Here is an 18,492-nt window from a genome sequence, read left to right on the forward strand (position 1 = left end):
GCCGGGCTCCCCCTTTTTTATCCGGAGCTCTACAGGCCGCGGGCGGTGACGTCGCCGTGAGAGGTGGTCGCGCGGATGGTCAGGGCGGCGGCCTCGCCGTCTGCGTTCCTGAGCGTGTTGCCGATGCGGCCGTAGCCGGTGTGGGCGTCCAGGGAGGCGGACACCCCGGGGGCGGCGTCGATCGACACGTCGCCCATCTGGGTGGTCAGCACGACCGTGCCGCGCACCGCCTCGGCGATGCGGATGTCGCCCTTCTGCGTGCTGATCTCGGCGGGGCCGTGCAGGCGGCCGACCGAGACGTCACCGTCGAGGACGGTGAGGCGAACGCTCTCGGCCTCGTCGAGCTTGACCGGGCCCTGCGCCCCCTCGAAGACGACCTCGCCGAGCCGCCCGACGCCCCGGAACTCGGCGCTGGCGGCCTTCGCCTCGACCCGCGAACCGGCGGGCAGCCGGACCGTCACCTCGAGGGAACCGGAAGGGCCGAAGTACTGGTTCCGCGCCGCCGGGGCCTCGATCCGCAGGACGCCGTCGCCGTACTCGACCCTGGACTGCTCCGCCGCCTTCACGTCACGGCCCTTCGAGGCGTCCGCGGGCCGGATCTCGACGACGGTGTCGGCCCGGTCGGCGGCGATGAACAGGACGCGTCCCGCGGGGATGTCGAGGACGGCGGCGATCGGGGCGGCGGTGTCGAACTTCTGCATGGTGCTCTCCTGTGCTCGTCGTTGTTTCTGACATGGGAAAAGCTACGTTGCCTTCACTGATTCAGCAACATACCCGTTGCGCATAAACATCATCCGTGCAGGTAGAAGCAGATATATCGTTGCAATGGCTTGGATTGCAATGCAACGCCCCTCGATCGCTCGTTGCAATGAACGGAGTGTGAACGCTATACTGGGGACATCACCACGGATGCGAAGGAGACGGCGATGCCGGGAGGCAGGCTCACCCAGCAGGAACGCCAGCAGATCGCGCTGGGGCTGGCCGACAGCCTCGCCTACGCGGAGATCGCCAGACGACTCGACCGTCCGACGTCGACGATCACCCGCGAGGTGATGCGCAACGGCGGCCCCACCGCCTACCGCGCCGACCTCGCCCACCGCGCCACCGAACGCCGCGCGCACCGCCGCAGACAGGCCGCGCCCCGGAGGCCGGAGTCGCCCGCGCAGCCCCACGGACGGGACGCCGAGGCCGTGCGCGAATACGAGGAGACGTTCACCACCGTCCTCATGCAGACGGGCGCGCCCAAGATGATGTCCCGGGTGCTGACCTGCCTCTACACCAGCGACGCGGGCAGTCTCACCGCCGCCGAACTCGTCCAGCGCCTCCAGGTCAGCCCGGCGTCCATCTCCAAAGCGATCTCGTACCTGGAGAGCCAGGGCCTGGTACGCCGGGAACGCGACGAACGCCGCCGCGAGCGCTACATCGCCGACGACGACGTCTGGTACCAGTCCATGATCGCCAGTGCCCGCGGCACCATCCAGGTCGCCGAGACCGCACGACAGGGCGTACACGTCCTAGGCCAGGGCACCCCGGCCGCCGTCCGCCTCGAGAACATCGCCCGCTTCCTCGACTTCGTCTCCGAGAGCATCACCCGCGCCGCCGACCAGGCCCGCGAAGTCCTGCACACGAAACCGGAAACGACCCCGGACGACGCCGAACGGACGTCCTGACCGGCCGCGGTCGTTCCGAGCTCCAAGGGCCGGTCCGGCAGTGGAAGTCCGCCTCGCCGGACGGGATGGGGGCCGTGTCCGTTCCCGCGGCCCGCACGACGCTAGCCTTGCGTCCCGTGATCGTATGGCTCAACGGCACCCACGGCGCGGGCAAGACGACGACCAGTGCGCTCGTGCAGCAACTGATCCCCCATTCACGGGTGTTCGACGCCGAGAAGGTCGGCGAAACCCTCATGGACATCACGCCCAGGCTGCCCGGGACGGACAACTTCCAGCACTGGCCGCCGTGGCGGCAACTCGTCGTGGAGACCGCCCGCCGCGTACTGGAGTACACCGGCGGCACTCTCGTGATGCCGATGACCGTCCTGGTCGAGCAGTACTGGCGCGAGATCAGCACGGGCCTCGCCCACCACGGCGTCCCGGTGCGGCACTTCGTCCTCCACGCCGACCAGGACACCCTTCGTCGGCGCATCGAGGGGGCCTCTCCCGTCCCCTCCCCGTTCCGCCTCCGATACCTCGAGCCCTACGCCGAGGCGGCCCGCACGTGGCTGCACGGCGAGGCCGAGGTCGTCGACACCACACACCTCACGCCCGCCCAGGCCGCCCAGCGGATCGCAGAGGCCGTCAGGGGCTGAACCCCGCTGAGCCCGATGGCCGGCGACCGGCCGGGTTCCCGCAGGGCCACCGACAGGGACCTGACCGCCGCGACACGTCGGACACCGGCGCCGTACGGGAGCGGACGGTCCTCACGTCACCCGGCCCGAGGGCCGCTTGGCGGGCCGCACTCACGGTCCGGTGTATCCCACGGCCTCACACGGAGCGGAGCGCCCGCAGGAACCCTCAGGTCAGATGGCTTCCCTGGACGGGGTGACCGGCTCCCCCGACTTACGCACCACCGGCAGGACACTCCACGGGAAGTTGATCCACTCGTCGGTCCGCTTCCACACGTACTCGCACTTCACGAGCGAGTGGGACTTCTCATAGATGACGGCGGAGCGGACCTCGGCGACCGTGTCGAGGCAGAAGTCGCGCACCAGCTTGAGCGTCTTGCCGGTGTCGGCGACGTCGTCGGTGATGAGGACCCTCTTGTCGGAGAAGTCGATGACGTTCGGGACGGGCGCGAGCATGACGGGCATCTCGAGCGTCGTGCCCACGCCGGTGTAGAACTCGACGTTCACCAGGTGGATGTTCTTGCAGTCGAGGGCGTAGGCGAGTCCGCCGGCGACGAACACGCCGCCCCGGGCGATGGAGAGCACGATGTCGGGCTCGTAACCGTCGTCGGCGATGGTCTGCGCGAGCTCGCGCACCGCGGTGCCGAACTGTTCGTAGGTGAGGTTCTCCCGTGCGTCGCCCATGCCGCCGCTCACACCTGCGTCCGGTGGAAGTTGAGGAAGGAACGGGAGGCCGTGGGCCCGCGCTGCCCCTGGTACCGGGACCCGTACCGCTCACTGCCGTAGGGGTACTCGGCCGGCGAGCTGAGCCGGAACATGCACAGCTGCCCGATCTTCATGCCCGGCCAGAGCTTGATGGGAAGCGTGGCGAGGTTGGACAGCTCCAGGGTCACGTGCCCGGAGAAGCCGGGGTCGATGAACCCGGCGGTGGAGTGCGTGACGAGCCCGAGCCGGCCGAGGGAGCTCTTGCCCTCCAGGCGCGAGGCGAGATCGTCGGGCAGCGTGATGACCTCGTACGTCGAGGCCAGGACGAACTCCCCGGGGTGCAGGATGAACGGTTCGTCCCCCTCCGGCTCCACGAGTCGCGTCAGGTCGGCCTGCTCGACGGAGGGGTCGATGTGGGGGTACCGGTGGTTCTCGAACACCCGGAAGTATCTGTCCAGCCGTACGTCGATGCTGGACGGCTGCACCATGGATTCGTCGTAGGGATCGATCCGCACCCGCCCGGCGTCGATCTCGGCCCGGATGTCCTTGTCTGAGAGAAGCACGCCCCGAGGATACGCAAGGCGCGCGGAGCCTCCCACATCAGGACGACTCCGCGCGCCGGGCTGCCTGCCCCTGTGCCCCTACCGCCTCTCGAGGCTCAGAGGCACCACGCTGCGCAACCGAGCACAGCGAGGACACCGGACGAGCCGCCCGGGACCGAGCCGCTCGGCCTTCTGCATCGGGAACGAGGCGGTGCTGAACACGTGCCCATCGGCACAGCGGACGACGGTGCGCTCCATCAAGTCCTGAAGTCCCTTCCCCAAGAGCCGCGTCACGTCGACTGGGATTCCGTGACGACGAAGGCCACATTACGGGACGAACGGGACGGCCCTCCAGGCGGCACTCCGACCCCGCCCGGGCCCTCTTCCACCCCGTCACCGTACGCCCCAACTCCGTTCCCCCGCAGCCCGATCCCTCCCCCGGAACACGCTCGGACCCCACGGCTTCAGCGCCGGGGGTCCGGGATGAGGTACAGTGACGGGGCGATCAGACAGCGCCCGTTTTACCGGGCCGTGTCTTACGCGGGTGTAGTTTAATGGTAGAACATCAGCTTCCCAAGCTGAGAGCGCGAGTTCGATTCTCGTCACCCGCTCCATGACGAAGGCCCAGGTCAGAGACCCGGGCCTTTTTGTTGTCCGTTGTGATCAGTTGCCGCGTGCCAGATCCGTGCCAGAAGGCTCGGTGGGTGCCGCCTTGGCTGCGGCAGCGCGCGCTGCGCGGACCGTGGCGTCGAGGCCGGCGGCGACCTCTTCCTGTCGCTCGTCGTCAGAGTGCTGGTAGATCAGCGCTGCCTTCTCCGATGACTGCCCCGCACGGACCATCGTGTCCTTCAGTGTGGCCCCGGACCGGGTGGACAGGGTGTGGCCGGTGTGACGGAGATCGTAGAACCGGAAGCCCTCAGGCATGCCGACGATCTCCCACGCCCTGCGCCACTTCCGCCCGAACGTGCTGCGCCGGAAGGGAGCCCCCTTCTCCCCCACGAAAAGCAGGCCGTCCGGCCCCCGGCTCCGCATACGACTCGAGATGCCAGCGCAGCTCCCGGCGGAGGAACGCGGGAAGAATCACAGTCCTGGTACCGGCCTCGCTCTTGGTGCCGCTCTGGAGGCGTCGCCCGTTCATCCGTTCCGGCTCAGCCAGGCGGACACGTACGCGCAAGATGTCGACGTCGATGTCCCGACGGCGGAGGCCGGCCAGCTCTTCCGGCCGCATCGGGCCGTAGGCGCCGAGGTAGACCATGAGCCGCCACCGCATCCCAACCGCTGCGGCGAGCGCGTCGACCTGGGCGACGGTGGCGATACGCCGCTCGGCCGCCTTCTCTTACCGGCGCCCTTGATCCTGCACGGGTTGCGCTGGATCAGCTCGTCATCGACAGCGGTTTCCATGATGGCCTTGAGGAGGCGGTATGCCTTCGCCGTCATGGTTTTGGCGCCGGTCACCCGGAGCCGGTCGGCCCGCCATTCGTGCAACGGTGCGCGCCTCGACGTACTCGGTGATCGCGCTCTCGGGGATACATACGGGGCGGCCGAGCTTCACGTAGCGGATGCGGCGCTCGGCGATCAGGCGGCCACGATCGTCCATGCGCAACCTCCGCCGACCGGCGGCTCCCACCGGCTGGCGGAAGCACGAGTGCGCGCAGGTCAGTTGTCGGCCGTGGCGGGTGCCTCGCCGTGCTGGTCGACGACCGTGCGCTGCATGATGGCGCTGGTCCCGTTCAGGGTTTCGGAAGTGATGCCCCTGGCCTCGTCCTTGGCGATGTACGAGCGTGCGCCGAGGAAGGTGAAAGTCTTCTTGTCGAAGATCCATTCGTCACGCGTCCCGAACGAGGTGTCTTCGCGTGTGATGGCGATGCCGTGACGGCCGGCGGCGTCGACGGCGTCGGGGATCTCCTTGACGTCAGGGATCTTCGCGGCTGCCTTGTAGAGAGCGGCGGCGTTCTCCGGCGGCAAGATCGTTTCACTCACCAGCTCGCCGATCTTGGAGAATACGGCCTGTTCCTTCGTCTCGCGCTCGTCCACCCTGGTCTGGGCGTAGAGCAGTTCGAGCAGCGCGTCGGGGTCGGTGGGCAGCGAGGCCAGCCACTTGTACGTGGGGTGGTCGATGCCCGCCGGGACGGCATCGGTGGACTCGATGGGGATCACCTGACCGGGCATGATGGCGCCCTTTCCGGATTCGCGCAGCCAGCCGGTTGCGGTGATCGGGCCGGGCTCCTGCGACCGCCAGATCTCGCGCTCGTGCACGGGGCCGAGCCGAACGGGGCCGTCGATGGTGCCCCGGTTCTCGCGGACCAGGCTGCTGACGTACACGAACTGCCCGTCCCTGACCTGCGTCGCGTCAGTTTCCGCGGCCGCGAGGGCGATCCGGTCGAGTGTGGCGGAGGCGCTGTTGGGCCTGGCGGCCTCGGGGGCGGCTGCGGTCGTCGGGGCGGAGGTGCGGTCAGCGGCGGAGTACGTGGCGACCAGCGCCCCGGCCAGTGCCATCGTCGCGACGGGCAACAGCACCATGCGACGCGGCAGTCGACGGCGGGAGGCCGGGGACGCCTGCGTGGAGGGGGTGGTGCGGTCGCGGTCGATCTGCTGCATCAGAACATCCTTGAAGTGGAGGTGCCTGCTCGGCGGGAGGTCCCATTCGGCCGGAGCCGACAGCAACTCCTCGGCCTCACTCCGGGCGGAACCGGCGCTCGGCGGGTTGTTGGTGTTCATCCGGTTTCCTCCTGCAGAAACATGGCCGTGAATGCGGCCTCACTCTCCATCTCTCCGCGAGCGCCCCGCGGTTCCGGCTTCACGCCGTCGAGTTGACCGGAGCTGAGCCGGGCCAGCCGCGCCCGGGCACGCGACAGCCGCGACCGCACGGTGCCGACCGGGATGCCGAGTGCCTCGGCGGCCTGCTGGTAGTCCAGCCCTGCCGATACGCACAGGGCGAACACCTCCCGGTCCTGGCGGCGCAACTGGCCCAGCGCCGCGTGGACCACCGCGAGACGGCGGGCGTCATCGATCCGGCCGGCCGTCTCGTCCGCGAAGTCCTCGACGGGTCGTGGCTGCGGGCTGCGCGCCAGGAAGGCGAGCCGTCGGCGCAGACCACGGTTGATGTTGTGCGCCTTGTGCGTGGCGATGCCGAGCAGCCAGGGCTTGAGCGAACCATCCTCCGGCTCCACCGTCTCCCGGGTACGCCAGGCGGCGAGGAAGGTCTCGGACATGGCCTCCTCGGCCTCCGACCAGTTGCCGGTCAGCCGCAGGGCATGGTTGTAGACCGCCCGCGCGTACTGGTCGTACAGGTCGGCGAACGCCGCACGGTCCCCTGCCCGTATGCGTGCACGCACTGACTCTTCTCGTTCCGTTTGCCTCACACTCGTTACTCTCCGCAGACCGGACCGAGTTCCTGTGGCCTGCGTTACGCCGCCGCGCCTGCCTGGGGTGTGCGGCTGACGCGTATCTTCGACTGGCCGTGCGGGCGCTCCTCCCAGTCCTCCATGAAGCGCGCGTGCAGGCCGTGCTTGCGAGCCAGGGCGAGGAGGGTCTCGGTGCGGTAGTAGAAGTCCTCGCGCAGCACCTGGTGTTCGGTGCCCTCGGTACGGTCGAAGGTGAAGTCGAAGAACCCGGTGTCGGTCAGTACGCGGCCGGCGTGGGCGAGGCATTCGTCGATGACGTCCAGCGGCGAGTGGGAGAAGACGCTGTGCGCGTGGATGACGTCGAAGTGGTCGCTGGGCAGGAAGTCCAGGGTGAGGTCGCCGGTGATGGTCAGGTGCGGCAGCTTGTCCTGGAGGCGACGCTCGGCAAGGGTCTTCTTGGCGGCGATCAGGATGTCGGGCGAGATGTCGATGCCGTAGTAGTTGCCGGTGTCGAGGTGGCTGATGAAGCGCCAGCCGCCGCGCAGGTTGCCGCAGCCGATGTCGAGCATGCGGTGTTCGGGGCGCAGCCCGTGCTCGATGAGGTAGTCGAACTGCATCTGCCCGAGCGCCAGCCAGCGTTCGTGGGTCTGGCTGCCGACCGCGGCCTCCGGGTTGCGGCGGGTGTCGGAGGCCATCACGGCCCGGTAGTAGCCGACGTGGTCGGGGTGCTTCAGACGCAGCCAGGCGTCCCGGCCGGCCCGGCGGAGGTACGGGGTGACACGGCCGGGACGGGTCAGGGCGTAGCGCACCTTGTGGGTGAGGGCGGCTCGGTTGTTGCGCAGTTTCTTGGGCGACTTGGCGTCGGCGGGCATGGTGAAGCGATCTCCGTACGTACATAAGGGGACCGGGACCCGGACAAGGGGCTCGGGAAAGGAACCGGGGGCCCGGTGAGGGGATGAAGGGAAGGAAAGACGCTGTGGTGTCGCGCGGTCAGACTCGGCGGCGCAGGACCAGCACGGTGACGGCCGTGAGCAGGACGGCGAGGCCGCCGAGGATGGCGGTGTCGGTCCACTGGAAGGTCCAGTAGTCGCCGGCCGGGTTTGCCTCGTAGAAGCGGGCGACATACCCGTGCCGGTCCATGCACTCCCTGAGCTGGGCGCCGGACGGGAAGGGGCAGTTCATCACGTCGTCGCGGCGGCCGGAGGCCGTGATCAGGCCGTAGTGGCCGGCCGACCATTTCTCGCCCATGGGCGGCTTGGGGATACTGCCGGCGCTGGTGTAGGTGTGCGGCGGGACCAGCAGGCGGGTCTTGTGCGTCCACTCCAGCAGATACGTCATCGCCCCGGTCACCAGGAGGGTCAGGCCCATGGCCTCCAGGACCCGGCGGGCCAGCAGACCCAGCAGTGTGCCGGCCGCCAGGCCGAACAGGGCGGCGGCGACGACCCGTGGGCCCGAGCCGCTCAAGGCGGTGTTCTCGTACCAGAACAGGCCGTAGCTGCGGTCGGCGGCCGGTCGCCACCACCACGCGAACACCCCCGCGAGCAGGCCGGAGAGGGCCACCGTGGTCACCGCGGCGAGGGCGAACCGCGAGGCGAACCACTGGTCGCGGCTGACGCCCTGGGCGAGGATCATGCGGTGGGTGCCCAGTTCCCGGTCACGGCCCAGCAGCGGGGCGCCCCAGAACACGCCGATCACGACGGGCAGGACGATGTTCAGCGCCCCGAGGTACTTCAGTGGCTCGATGTCCAGCAGCAGGGGCAGGTCGGTCTCGGATCCGATGCAGTACAGCGGCCCGGGATCGCAGTGGTCGAACAGTCCGCTGCGCAGGTCGTCCAGCATGCCCGAGCGGGAGTACGCGGCGATCGCCGCGGCGGCGACCAGGACGGCCGCGCCGATACCGACGAGCACCCGCTGCTGACGCCACGCGAGCCAGAAGGAGCCGTTCCAGAGGGAGCCTTTCACGCCGCCGCCCCCGTCCGCTCGGCGCAGGCGGGGTGCTCCAGGTCACCGGCCTGGAGGTGGCCGACCAGGATGTCCTCCAGCCTGGGCCGCTCGACGTGCCAGTCACCGCTCACCGGTCCACGCTGCCGTATCAGGGCGGTCATCTGTCTGCCACTGGACCGGCGGTGCACGACGGTGTGCCGTCCGGCCAGGATGTCCGCCTGGTCGGCATGTCCGGTCACCACGGCGTGGCTTTCGCGCAGCACCTCGGCGTCCTCGCTCAGCTCGACGCGGCCGTCCCGCAGCAGCAGCACCCAGTCGCAGGTCTGCTCCAGTTCGGGCAGGACGTGCGAGGACAGCACGATGCTCGTGCCGCGCTCGGCGGCCTCGGCCATCAGCGCCGCCATGATCTTGCCCCGCGCCACGGGGTCGAGGTCGGCCATCGGCTCGTCGAGCAGCAGCAGTTCGGGCCGCTTGCCGAGCGCCAGGGCGAGCGCGACGCGCGTGCGCTGACCGGGAGAGAGCTCGCCGACACGGGCGGTGAGCGGGATGTCGCCCTCGCGGACGGTCCGCTCAGCTGCCCCCTGGTCCCAGGAGGAGTTCAGCTTCCCGCCCATCCGCAGAGTGTCCGCCACGGTGAAGCGGGGGTAGAGCGGCTTGTCCTGGGTGAGCAGGGCGACCCGGGCACGGGCCTCGGCCGTATCCGGTACGGCGTCCAGCACGCGTATCTCCCCGGAGTCGGCCCGCAGCAGGCCGCCGGCCAGGTGCAGCAGAGTGCTCTTGCCGGCGCCGTTGCGTCCGACGAGGGCGGTGATGCGGCCGCTGGGCACGGTGAACTCGCAGTCCCGCAGGGTCCAGCCACCTCGCGCCCGGTACCGGAATCCGAGTCCCGTGGCGCGCAGCGCGGCCGGCGCGTCAGGCCCGGTCATGCGTCCTCCTCTTGCCGCTCCCGATCGCGCGGGGAGTGGCTGTGTTGCTCGTTGTCGTGGCGATTGTCGTGGGCGTCGAGGGTGGCGGTGACCAGGGCGAGGATGTCGGCCCGTTCGAGTCCCGCCGCCCGCGCGCGGGCCGTCCAGTCGGTGAGTTCCGCGCGCAGGGGGGAGTCGTCCTCGGCGCCGGGCCGCGCGAGCGATCGCGTTACGAACGTCCCGAGCCCGCGGCGCAGTTCGACCAGGCCGGCCTGCTCCATGTCGCGGTATGCCCGGAGCACGGTGTTGGGGTTGATGGCGGTCGCCGCCACCACCTCCCTGGCCGTGGGCAGCTTGTCCCCGACCTTCAACGTGCCCATCCGCAGCGCCCGTTCGGTCTGCTCGACGATCTGCACGTAGGCCGGTACGCCGCTGGCACGGTCGATCCGGTACTCGACCACGTCACCTTCCACGATCACAGTGTGCTTCCATTAATGAATTAATACAAGCATGATGGAGGCGTGACAGGGATGTCAACCAGGAGCACTACCCGAGCGGCCCTGGTCGTCGCTGTCGCACTGACCCTCGCCGCGGTGGCCCAGCAACTCCTGCTGCTCGTCGGCCTGGGCGGCCTGCTGCCCGGCAGGCAGCCCTGGCCCTTCCTGCTGGGCGCGGCCCCCGCCTGGTGGCTCGCCCGCTCCCGGTGGTGGCAGGCGGACCTGCCCCGGCCACTGATACGGGCCATAGGCGTGCTGCGCCGCATACCGGCCCCGGCATACCTCGCGACCGTGCTGGCCCTGGCGGCCGGAATCTGGGCCGCCCTCCAGGATCACGAGCCGTACCTGGGACACGAGGAGGCCGTGTACGCCAACAAGGCCCGCTCCTGGACCGACGGCACCCCCGACGCCGGCTGGGGCAGCTACCGTCCCCCCGGCCTCCCGGCGCTGGGGCGCATCGCACTCGCGGTCCACGACGACGTGGGCAGCCTGCGCGCGACGGCCCTCCTGCTCACCCTCTTCACCCTCACCGCGACCTACCTCGTCGCGGCCCGCTGGACCACACCCCGCCGCGCCGCAGTAGTCGTCCTGCTCCTGCTCTCCGGTCTCGGATTCCTGCGCCGCGTACCGGAGTTCCTCAACGACATAGGCACCACCGGCCTGCTGCTGGTCGTCGTCTTCCTCCTCACCCGCGCCCAGGAAGTACGCCACTCCCGCGCCCTGCCCGCAGCGGCCGCCGTGGCGGTGATGGCCTTCTACCTGCGCTACGGCAGCGCGGGCAACCTCCTGGCGATATCCCTGGCCGCCCTGTTCGCCTACGGTCCGCGCGCCTGGCTCGCCCAGGGCCGCCGCCTCGCCGCCGCGCTGGCCGTCTTCCTCCTCGGCCTGCTGCCGCACTTCGTCCACGCGACGCAGGTCACCGGATCACCGCTCGGCCTGATTCTGTGGGCCGGCTCCCAGGCCAACCGCGTCTACGTGGGCGACGGCCTCGCCTACTACCTCGCGATCTTCCCTTACCGCCTGGCCGGAGACCTGGGAGCGGTGGTGATGACCGGCGGAGTGCTCCTGGCGGTGCACGCCCTGCGCGGCGGAGACGGAGGGGCGCGCGCCACACGCCGGGTGTTCCTGGGCTCGACGTCCGTCCTCGTCTTCGTCGTCCTCGGTCTGGCGACGGACGGCGAACCGCGGTTCGTCTACCTCCCCGTCATCCTGCTCACCGTGCTGGGAGTCGAGGCCGTCACGGAGCAGACCGGGCACTGGAACAGGGGCGTGCTCTCCGCTGTCGCCGCACTGGCCGGCCTGACCACCGCCGGTACGGCCCACGTCGTGGCCCACGGAGCCATGCCCGGCCCCGACCGCCTCAGCCGCTCCACCGTCCCGGTCGCCGAGCAGCTCGCGTCAGACGGCCCCTGCCTCCTGGTCACCGGCTACGAACCGGAGATGGGCTGGTACTCAGGCTGCGACGCGGTCACCTACGCCCAGTACCACCGCATGACCCCGCCCCCCGGAACCCCCGTGACCCTGGTCCTCTTCGAACACGGCCGCCTACAACCCGACGACGCCTCCCTGACCCGCCTTATCGGCGACCACGACACCACCGTGCGCTCGATCCCCACGGACGGCGCGCTGGGCACGGCGACAGCGATCACACTGTCTCCTGTGTGACCGCGACAGCGCGTACCGCGACGCGCCCGTCGCACCGACGGTGCGACGGGCGCCCTGAAGGGGCGCGGGGCTGCATCGATGTGCGGCTCCGCCGCGATGGGGGTCCCCCCGCTCGAGCGAAGCCGAGAGTGGGGGAGCGACCAGCCACGACGGCGCCGCAGACAAACGACAGCACAATCGCGGCCCTTCCAGCGGAGCGCCTAGCGCTTCCACCAAGGCGCCGAGATGTCCCGCAGCGTGTTCGTGCCGCAGTGCACCTCGCCCATCCTCAGGTGGTAGGTCTCGTAGTCGTCGATGTAGGACACCCGCATCCCCGCCTTGCGGTACGCGGCGTTGACCGCCTCGGTGAAGATGTCCTTGCCGCCGATCACCGGCCCCCACTGCTTCGGCGCGAGGTAGCGGTCCTTGCCGAGGACCACGCCGTTGACCGCGCCTGGTATGTACGCACTGACCATCCGGGTTTCGTCGACGGCCGCGCTCAGGTCCCGCTTGCCGTACTCCCCCGCCGCCTCCGGCACATCGGCCGAGGCGCCGAGCCGGGTCAGTCGCCGCGTCCCCGCGAAGTCGCCCTGCTCCTCGTCGTTGGGGCGCGAGTACAGCGCCGGCACCCGGACCACCTCGGCGTCGGTGATGCCGGTCTCCCGCTTGAGGATCTTCAGGTTGGCGGCGATGCGCCGCGCGGCGAGGGTGTTGTCCTCACGGAGCTTGCCGGAGGCGAGCACCTGGTTGATGGTCTCCTTCGGCGCGGAGGTGTACTCGCCGCCCTTGAACGAGAACATCTTGGTCGCTCCGTAGCCCGCGGCCTTCGCGTCCTTGAGCAGCTTCATGCCCGCCTCGGGGTCGGCGATGGCGAGCCGCCAGCCGCGCGGGGTGTCGGCAGGCAGGAACTGGACGAACTCGTCCACGTGGCCGACGTCCAGCCACGAGGTGTCCAGCAGCAGCGGGTCCTGCATGCCCTGCGACGCCAGCAGCGTCCGCATCGCCTTGACCGGCTTGACGCCGGTGTCCTTGTACTCGCCCATGATGATGCGCCCGGCCGGGTAGGACCGGCCGCCGTGCTCGTAGGCGGGGATGGTCTCCAGGTTGCCCATGGAGTCCAGGGTCGAGTCCTCGACGCCACGGCCCAGCGAGACCTGCACCGCGCCCACGTCGCGTCCGCGCAGCTTTTCGAACACCAGGCGGCCAGCATCACGCCACGGCTGCGCCGAGCGGATCATGACCCGCATGCCGTGCGGCTTGCCGCCGGGGCCGGCCATGGTCACGTAGCCCGGCTCCAGGAAGTCCTGCACCCAGATGTCCTCGTCCAACTCGTGCATGGGGAACTTCAGCAGGGGTTTGGCGATTCCCGCCCGCTCGACCTGGGTCTCGAGCGCCTTGACGAACTTCTTCTGGGCCCGGTCGTACGGATGGTCTCCGCGCTTCTCGATGACCATGACCTGCTGCGTCTGCTGGAGGTGGTGGTGTGTGAGCAGCGGGGCGGCGTGCAGGGTGACGCGGTCGGTGGTGGCCTTTGCGCCACGACCGGGCCTGACCTTCAGTTCCACGACCGCGGTGCCGTCCCACACCGCCCGGTCGCGTATGACGTCGGTGCCCTCGATGCCGAGCTCGACCCCGGCGCGCAGCTCGGCGGCGGACAGCTTGGTCGTCGGCTTGACGATGGTCCAGCCGGTGGAGCGCTTGACGTAGAGCCGGGTGTACTTCGCGCCGGTGCCGGTGACCTTGACCGTGCCGGTGGCGCCGCTTCGCAGCCCGGTCATCGGTACGGTGCGCAGCCGGGCCAGGTCGGCGGCGTCTGCTGTGCCGTTGACCTTGGTGTCGGCGGCGTCGTTGCACTTGGCCAGCTTGGCGTCGGACAGCGGCTTGCCGTCGGGGCCGGTGGACTTGCACCGCTTGGTGTCGTCGTCGATGTTGGGGAGGAAGACCGCTCCCCGCCCCGTGGTCCAGCCGTTCTCACCCGCCTTGTCGGTGCCGCCGGTGACGTCCACGCGGCCGTCGCGGTTGACATCCGCGCGCAGGTCCGCCGGGGCGGCCGGCTCCGCCGCGAAGGCAGGGATGGCGGGAACCAGTGTCGCGCCCGCCAAGGTGATGGCCAGGACGGTCCGTATCGCAAGAGTGTTACGCAACCTGCGTTGTCCTTGTCGTTCATGAGCCCGGGTCAGGCAGTCCGGATTCAGGTGGGTTTGTGGGCGTTCGTGTGGTGTAAGAGGCCAAACTGCGCACGGAGGTTGCGCGGGAGACGGTGGTGACGTCCGTGCCGGAGTTGTTCAACGGCCAAAGGACGCGGCGTTGTTGGCCGCGCGGTCTCCGCCGCCGTTGAGACGGTGGCGGTGGGTGCGGCCGGAAGAAGCCAGGAATTGGGGCGGCCCCACACACGTGGGCGATGCCGTCCTCCGGGCCCGCTGGAAGCTACCTCGCTCCGCGCTCGCGGGAAGGCATCATGCCGTCGGCGGTCAGGACGGGCTTCCGGTCCCGATGGCCGCAGCCGTGGGCTCGCACCTTCGAAGCGGCCGCGGGGCCGTCCGGCACCGGCTCCCCGTCGGTTGCCCTGAACGCGGAAGCGACACGGTCAAGCGTGGCGGACACGCTGTCCTCCCTGGCGGCTTCGGTCGCCGGGCAGGAGCGGTGTTCACCTCCGGCCAACGTGACGGCGAGCGCCCCGGCCAGTGCCAGCGAGGCCACGGGCAACACCACAGCAGAGCGCGGGAATCGTGGGCGTGATGCCGGGGACTTCTGTGTCGAGGGGGTGTGGTCGCGGTCGGTCTGCTGCATCAGGGAGTCCTTGTAAAAGGGCAGAAGGGCCTCGTGGAGGTACGGCACGCGCCGCTGCGTGGACCCGCTACTGTCGCGGTCCCGCGACGGCGTAGGCCGTGGTGCCGGCGACCGCGAGGACGAGGGCCGTCCAGGTGCCCGCCGTCGTGCCGGGCGGCAGCAGCATCCAGGTCGCCACCTGCATCGGCGTATCCGTCGGGGGCGGGGCGAAGAGCGAGAACGCCAGCCAGGAGATCGGCAGCGTCCACGCGTACTGCGCCCCGAACACCGTCGCCCCCACGGCGACCAGCCCCATCAGCCCCGCGCTGTCGCGGACGACGAACGCGGTGGCGGCCAGGTCCTCGCCCATGGTCTGCACCGCCAGCAGCACCGCGCCGACGACCGTGCCGATGAGCAGCACGTGCGCCGCCCTGCGGAACACCCAGCGGATCGCGGCCGTCCGGTCCAGCGCGGTGTCCTGTCCGCCGAGCCCGATCGAGGCCGCGGTCGCCCCTGCGGCGAGGACGAGCGCGGACAGCCGCGGATCGCCGCTGCCGTCCCGGGCAAGCGCCCACACCATCACCGCGCCGGTCACCACCGCGGCGAGCGAAGCGGGCACCTGCCGCGAGCGCGCGTACAACGTCAGCCACCTCACCGGGACGCACCGCCGGCCAGCACATCAAGCGGGTAGCCCGTGCAGGACACCGCGGCGGCGTGCATGGCCCTGATCCGGGAGACCTGTTCGGACCGTGGCAGCGCCTTGAGTTCCTTCCACACCGGGTCGGCCAGTTCGAGCTGGTCACGCGAGGAGTGGACGGTGCCGCCGAGCGGCCTGAGGTCCCCGAGGACCCAGCCCGCCGCGACGCTCTGTGCGGCGATCTCTCCGGACGTGCCACTCTCGGTGTCGCTGCGGGCGAAGCACACCGGCGCCATGCCCTGGGCGACCAGGGCCCGGGTCAGCTCCTCGCCCTTCGCGGTGGCGATCGCCCCGTCGCCGAAGTCGACGAGCACGGCGTCGCGGGGCCGTTCCGGCGTGTCCATCTGCGCCCGTAGGGCGGTGCGCTCCCGGATCGAGACCGGTGCCTGGCTGCCCAGAGCGTCGTACAGCAGGCCCAGCGCCTTTCGGCCGGGACCCGCGAGGTCGTCGAGTCGTGCCTGGTGCGCCCTCGTCACGCACACCGGGCCGTCGCACACCATGGCCGCGGCGGCCTCGTCGACGACGTACGTCCGGCGCGGGTCGGAGGGGAGGACGAGCAGGGCGAGCGCCACGCCCGCCAGGGCGGGCGTCAGGGCGAGCAGCCGGGCGCGCCGGGTCGCGGCGGCCAGCAGGGCGAAGCCCGTCCCGGCCATGCCGAGCAGCCAGAGCGTCTGCCCGAGATGTACGGAGGGCGAGAGGGTGAGGAGCACCTCGCGCACGTCTGCCACCACCGGTGACAACAGCGAGACCCGGTTGGGCACCGCGGCCGTCGGCACCGCCGACTCCATCGAGTCCGCCGCCTGCCGCAGCAGGATGGTGAACAGGAAGGCGCCCACGGCCAGCGCCGGCGGGGTGAGCGGGGAGGGCAGTGCCCGGGCGACCCCCATGCCCAGCACGGCTCCCGCGACCAGCGAGAGTGCCGCCACCAGCGAGATCGGCAGCCATCCGAGGTGCGTGTACCCGGTGCCGGCCGACACCTGGACCGCGCCCTGGAGGACGAAGAGCACGAAGGCCGAGACCAGGGTGATCGCCGTTGTGCCCGCCAGAGTGGCCGCGCGGTGCCAGGCGGGCCGCGGTGTGCTCGTCAGCAGCTCGGAGACATTGGAGCGGTGGTCGCGCAGCCCCTGGAGTGCCCCGAGCCCCACGGCGAGCGGCCACAGGAAGATCAGCAGAGAGCGGGTCCACATCGCCATGGACGTCCATTGGGCCGTCCACATCGCAGTGCCCTTCCACCAGGGGCCGCTCAGCAGGTACAGGAAAGCAAGCGCGGTCGTCAGGACCACGGCACCGGCCCAGGGGGCGACGGAGCGCCTCAGCTCGATGCGCAGGACGCGGCCGTTCACCAGCTGCCCCTTCCCTGCCTGGGGTTGAGCAGCATGGCCGAATAGCCGCGCTCCAGCGGGCTGTCGCCCACGTGTTCGGGGCCGCCCGCCGCTGCCAGGTCGTCCGGAGCGCCCTGGAAGACCAGCCGCCCCTCGGCGAAGAGCACCACGTCGGTGCAGGCGGCGGCGACGTCCTCCACCAGATGGGTCGAGACGAGCACGCAGGTGTCCTGGCCCAGCTCCTGCAGCAGTTCGCGGAACCGCAGCCGCTGTGCCGGGTCCAGGCCGACCGTCGGCTCGTCCAGCAGCAGGATCGCCGGGTCGTTGACGATGGCCTGGGCGATGCCGACCCGCCGCACCATGCCGCCCGACAGTGCCTTCATCTTCTCGTCGGCGCGGTCCGCCAGGCCGACCCGCTCCACGGCGCGTTGCACCGCCGCGGGGATGTCCGCCTTGGGGACCTCCTTCAGCCAGGCCATGTACTCGACGAACTCGCGCACCGTGAAGCGCTTGTAGTAGCCGAACTCCTGCGGCAGATAGCCGATCCGGCGGCGCAGCGTACGGTGCTCGCCCAGGCCGCCCACAGACTCGCCGAGCAGCTCCAGGGTGCCGTCGGCGGGGCGCAGCACGGTGGCCAGCGCCCGGATGAGGGTGGTCTTGCCCGCCCCGTTGGGTCCGAGGAGGCCGTGGACGCCGGTGCCGAGCGACAGGTCGAGCCCGTCGACGGCCATGCGGTTCCTGCCGACTCTGACTCTCAGACCTGTGGCCTGGATCTGCCAGGCGTAGGCCGTCGGTGCGATGTCGGCCGCGCTTACCGCGGTCCTCATGTGGTGTTCCTTTCCTGGGGTCATTGATGGGCTCCCAGCACGGAGTAGGCGCCCCTGCGGGTGATCACGACACCGATGCCGAGCGCGAGGACCAGCCCCCACACGGGCAGACCGCCCGTCTGCAGAGCGAAGGTCGTACGGCTCGTGGCAAGGGTCGGCGCCACGATGACGGCGGCACACACGGTCGTCAGCGCGACGGCGGCACGGGTCACACCGACGACGCCGCCGAGCGCCAAGGTCGTGGCGGTGAAGGCCAGACAGGGCAGCAGCCACTGGGCCACCATCACCCCCGTCACCCATCCGCCCACCAGCAGCGCGGGGACGACCACGACGAGCACCGACGCGGTGCGCCGCAGCACCAGATAGAGCCCGGCCCTGGGCACCGAGGCCGTCAGCTCGTACGCCGGGTCCAGGCCGCGGGACCACGACGCCGCGACGCCGAGCACGGGCAGGACCGGGGCGAGCAGCAGCACCAGCGACACCTCGCCGTAGCCGGGGCCGACCAGGTCCAGCAGCAGCGCGATCAGCGTCACGCTCGCGACCATGGCCAGCCACGGCACCATCGAGGGCGTCATCCACATGGACAGCCGCGCCGACCAGCGCCGCCTGCGCGGCATCACGGCGGGGGCGGTCAGGTGGGGTTCGAGGCCGGACCACACGGTGTCGACCAGCGCCGCCACATCGGGCGCCTCGGCCGCGACGGCGGCCGACAGCCGGTCACGGCACACCGCGCACGCCTCCAAATGGGCTTCCAGCGCCCACACCTCGTCGGCGGCGAGATCCGTGCCGCCGCGCGCGTAACCGTCGATGATCCGCATCGACGCGTGTTCCACGCTCATGCCAGCGCCTTCCGCATCGCAATCCTGGCCCGGCGGGCCCTGGTCTTGACCGTGCCCTCGGGCAGCCCGAGCAGTACGGCGGTCTCCCGGACGGACATCCCGTCGAGCACCATGGC

18 protein-coding genes, 1 tRNA gene and 3 pseudogenes are annotated in these 18,492 nt (G+C 70.5%); 4 read left to right on the forward strand and 18 right to left on the reverse strand.

The window, feature by feature from the left end; translation table 11 throughout:
• Nucleotides 1–29 precede the first annotated feature (29 nt).
• Nucleotides 30–701, reverse strand: a complete 672-nt coding sequence (locus ACZ4YY_RS17240) for a DUF4097 family beta strand repeat-containing protein (RefSeq protein WP_468290134.1) — start codon at nucleotides 699–701, stop codon at nucleotides 30–32.
• A 225-nt stretch (nucleotides 702–926) separates the two neighbouring features.
• Between ACZ4YY_RS17240 and ACZ4YY_RS17245 the strand changes: the two genes are divergently transcribed.
• Together ACZ4YY_RS17245 and ACZ4YY_RS17250 are read left to right on the forward strand one after the other, a co-directional pair.
• Complete coding sequence (locus tag ACZ4YY_RS17245; protein WP_468290136.1) at nucleotides 927–1,670, forward strand: GbsR/MarR family transcriptional regulator; 744 nt, start codon at nucleotides 927–929, stop codon at nucleotides 1,668–1,670.
• A gap of 116 nt (nucleotides 1,671–1,786) precedes the next feature.
• Complete coding sequence (locus ACZ4YY_RS17250) at nucleotides 1,787–2,305, forward strand: AAA family ATPase (RefSeq protein ID WP_468290139.1); 519 nt, start codon at nucleotides 1,787–1,789, stop codon at nucleotides 2,303–2,305.
• 210 nt (nucleotides 2,306–2,515) lie between these two features.
• Here ACZ4YY_RS17250 and ACZ4YY_RS17255 read toward each other — a convergent pair whose 3' ends face one another.
• Nucleotides 2,516–3,025 carry a phosphoribosyltransferase gene (locus ACZ4YY_RS17255; protein WP_468290142.1) on the reverse strand — a complete coding sequence of 170 codons (510 nt, stop codon included), beginning with the start codon at nucleotides 3,023–3,025 and terminating at the stop codon, nucleotides 2,516–2,518.
• Nucleotides 3,026–3,033: 8 nt separating this feature from the next.
• A complete protein-coding gene (dcd, locus tag ACZ4YY_RS17260) occupies nucleotides 3,034–3,609 on the reverse strand; it encodes a dCTP deaminase (protein WP_468290145.1) in 576 nt (191 codons plus the stop codon).
• A 519-nt stretch (nucleotides 3,610–4,128) separates the two neighbouring features.
• Between dcd and ACZ4YY_RS17265 the strand changes: the two genes are divergently transcribed.
• Nucleotides 4,129–4,202: transfer RNA gene (locus ACZ4YY_RS17265), tRNA-Gly, on the forward strand.
• Nucleotides 4,203–4,251: 49 nt separating this feature from the next.
• On the opposite strand, the pseudogene ACZ4YY_RS17270 reads toward ACZ4YY_RS17265, so the two are convergent.
• From ACZ4YY_RS17270 to ACZ4YY_RS17305, 8 genes and pseudogenes are all read right to left on the reverse strand, one after another.
• Nucleotides 4,252–5,064: pseudogene (locus ACZ4YY_RS17270) on the reverse strand (tyrosine-type recombinase/integrase); the annotation flags it as partial.
• Nucleotides 4,970–5,170: pseudogene (locus tag ACZ4YY_RS17275) on the reverse strand (MerR family transcriptional regulator); the annotation flags it as partial. The pseudogenes ACZ4YY_RS17275 and ACZ4YY_RS17270, both read right to left, overlap by 95 nt.
• A 74-nt stretch (nucleotides 5,171–5,244) precedes the next feature.
• Complete coding sequence (locus ACZ4YY_RS17280; RefSeq protein WP_468290147.1) at nucleotides 5,245–6,306, reverse strand: CU044_5270 family protein; 1,062 nt, start codon at nucleotides 6,304–6,306, stop codon at nucleotides 5,245–5,247.
• The gene (locus ACZ4YY_RS17285) at nucleotides 6,303–6,923 is read right to left on the reverse strand and encodes an RNA polymerase sigma factor (protein ID WP_468290149.1); all 621 of its coding nucleotides are present in this window, start codon (nucleotides 6,921–6,923) and stop codon (nucleotides 6,303–6,305) included. The genes ACZ4YY_RS17280 and ACZ4YY_RS17285 overlap by 4 nt, the downstream gene beginning before the upstream one ends.
• A 71-nt stretch (nucleotides 6,924–6,994) precedes the next feature.
• A complete protein-coding gene (locus ACZ4YY_RS17290) occupies nucleotides 6,995–7,804 on the reverse strand; it encodes a class I SAM-dependent methyltransferase (protein WP_468290151.1) in 810 nt (269 codons plus the stop codon).
• Between the two features lie 118 nt (nucleotides 7,805–7,922).
• On the reverse strand, nucleotides 7,923–8,894 hold the full coding sequence (locus ACZ4YY_RS17295; protein WP_468290153.1) for a transporter: 972 nt from the start codon (nucleotides 8,892–8,894) through the stop codon (nucleotides 7,923–7,925).
• The gene (locus ACZ4YY_RS17300) at nucleotides 8,891–9,802 is read right to left on the reverse strand and encodes an ABC transporter ATP-binding protein (protein ID WP_468290156.1); all 912 of its coding nucleotides are present in this window, start codon (nucleotides 9,800–9,802) and stop codon (nucleotides 8,891–8,893) included. Before ACZ4YY_RS17300 ends, ACZ4YY_RS17295 begins: the two co-directional genes overlap by 4 nt.
• Complete coding sequence (locus tag ACZ4YY_RS17305) at nucleotides 9,799–10,254, reverse strand: GntR family transcriptional regulator (protein ID WP_468290159.1); 456 nt, start codon at nucleotides 10,252–10,254, stop codon at nucleotides 9,799–9,801. Before ACZ4YY_RS17305 ends, ACZ4YY_RS17300 begins: the two co-directional genes overlap by 4 nt.
• A 57-nt stretch (nucleotides 10,255–10,311) precedes the next feature.
• On the opposite strand from ACZ4YY_RS17305, the gene ACZ4YY_RS17310 reads away from it, so the two are divergent.
• On the forward strand, nucleotides 10,312–11,943 hold the full coding sequence (locus ACZ4YY_RS17310; RefSeq protein ID WP_468290162.1) for a glycosyltransferase family 39 protein: 1,632 nt from the start codon (nucleotides 10,312–10,314) through the stop codon (nucleotides 11,941–11,943).
• Between the two features lie 200 nt (nucleotides 11,944–12,143).
• On the opposite strand, the gene ACZ4YY_RS17315 is transcribed toward ACZ4YY_RS17310, so the two are convergent.
• From ACZ4YY_RS17315 to ACZ4YY_RS17345, 7 genes and pseudogenes are all read right to left on the reverse strand, one after another.
• Nucleotides 12,144–14,066, reverse strand: coding sequence for a protein-arginine deiminase domain-containing protein (locus ACZ4YY_RS17315; RefSeq protein WP_468290165.1), 1,923 nt, complete (start codon nucleotides 14,064–14,066; stop codon nucleotides 12,144–12,146).
• 159 nt (nucleotides 14,067–14,225) lie between these two features.
• Nucleotides 14,226–14,334: pseudogene (locus ACZ4YY_RS17320) on the reverse strand (IS110 family transposase); the annotation flags it as partial.
• Nucleotides 14,335–14,779: 445 nt separating this feature from the next.
• Complete coding sequence (locus ACZ4YY_RS17325; protein WP_468290167.1) at nucleotides 14,780–15,346, reverse strand: hypothetical protein; 567 nt, start codon at nucleotides 15,344–15,346, stop codon at nucleotides 14,780–14,782.
• Nucleotides 15,343–16,731: a hypothetical protein gene (locus ACZ4YY_RS17330; protein ID WP_468290169.1), complete on the reverse strand. Its 1,389-nt coding sequence runs from the start codon at nucleotides 16,729–16,731 to the stop codon at nucleotides 15,343–15,345. Before ACZ4YY_RS17330 ends, ACZ4YY_RS17325 begins: the two co-directional genes overlap by 4 nt.
• Nucleotides 16,728–17,561, reverse strand: a complete 834-nt coding sequence (locus ACZ4YY_RS17335; protein ID WP_468290172.1) for an ABC transporter ATP-binding protein — start codon at nucleotides 17,559–17,561, stop codon at nucleotides 16,728–16,730. Before ACZ4YY_RS17335 ends, ACZ4YY_RS17330 begins: the two co-directional genes overlap by 4 nt.
• Nucleotides 17,558–18,376 (reverse strand): zf-HC2 domain-containing protein, encoded by an 819-nt coding sequence (locus tag ACZ4YY_RS17340; protein ID WP_468290174.1) that lies wholly within the window; start codon nucleotides 18,374–18,376, stop codon nucleotides 17,558–17,560. The genes ACZ4YY_RS17335 and ACZ4YY_RS17340 overlap by 4 nt, the downstream gene beginning before the upstream one ends.
• The coding region (locus ACZ4YY_RS17345; protein WP_468290212.1) for a sigma factor-like helix-turn-helix DNA-binding protein at nucleotides 18,373–18,492 on the reverse strand (120 nt) is incomplete at its 5' end. The genes ACZ4YY_RS17345 and ACZ4YY_RS17340, both read right to left, overlap by 4 nt.

The organism is Streptomyces sp. NPDC030143, from assembly GCF_055573695.1.

Bases quoted from the DNA above. Each gene is read 5' to 3' on its own strand.
- ACZ4YY_RS17240 (WP_468290134.1), bottom strand. From the start codon at position 701: ATGCAGAAGTTCGACACCGCCGCCCCGATCGCCGCCGTCCTCGACATC.
- ACZ4YY_RS17245 (WP_468290136.1), top strand. From the start codon at position 927: ATGCCGGGAGGCAGGCTCACCCAGCAGGAACGCCAGCAGATCGCGCTG.
- ACZ4YY_RS17255 (WP_468290142.1), bottom strand. From the start codon at position 3,025: ATGGGCGACGCACGGGAGAACCTCACCTACGAACAGTTCGGCACCGCG.
- ACZ4YY_RS17280 (WP_468290147.1), bottom strand. From the start codon at position 6,306: ATGAACACCAACAACCCGCCGAGCGCCGGTTCCGCCCGGAGTGAGGCC.
- ACZ4YY_RS17290 (WP_468290151.1), bottom strand. From the start codon at position 7,804: ATGCCCGCCGACGCCAAGTCGCCCAAGAAACTGCGCAACAACCGAGCC.
- ACZ4YY_RS17300 (WP_468290156.1), bottom strand. From the start codon at position 9,802: ATGACCGGGCCTGACGCGCCGGCCGCGCTGCGCGCCACGGGACTCGGA.
- ACZ4YY_RS17310 (WP_468290162.1), top strand. From the start codon at position 10,312: ATGTCAACCAGGAGCACTACCCGAGCGGCCCTGGTCGTCGCTGTCGCA.
- ACZ4YY_RS17335 (WP_468290172.1), bottom strand. From the start codon at position 17,561: ATGACCCCAGGAAAGGAACACCACATGAGGACCGCGGTAAGCGCGGCC.
- ACZ4YY_RS17340 (WP_468290174.1), bottom strand. From the start codon at position 18,376: ATGAGCGTGGAACACGCGTCGATGCGGATCATCGACGGTTACGCGCGC.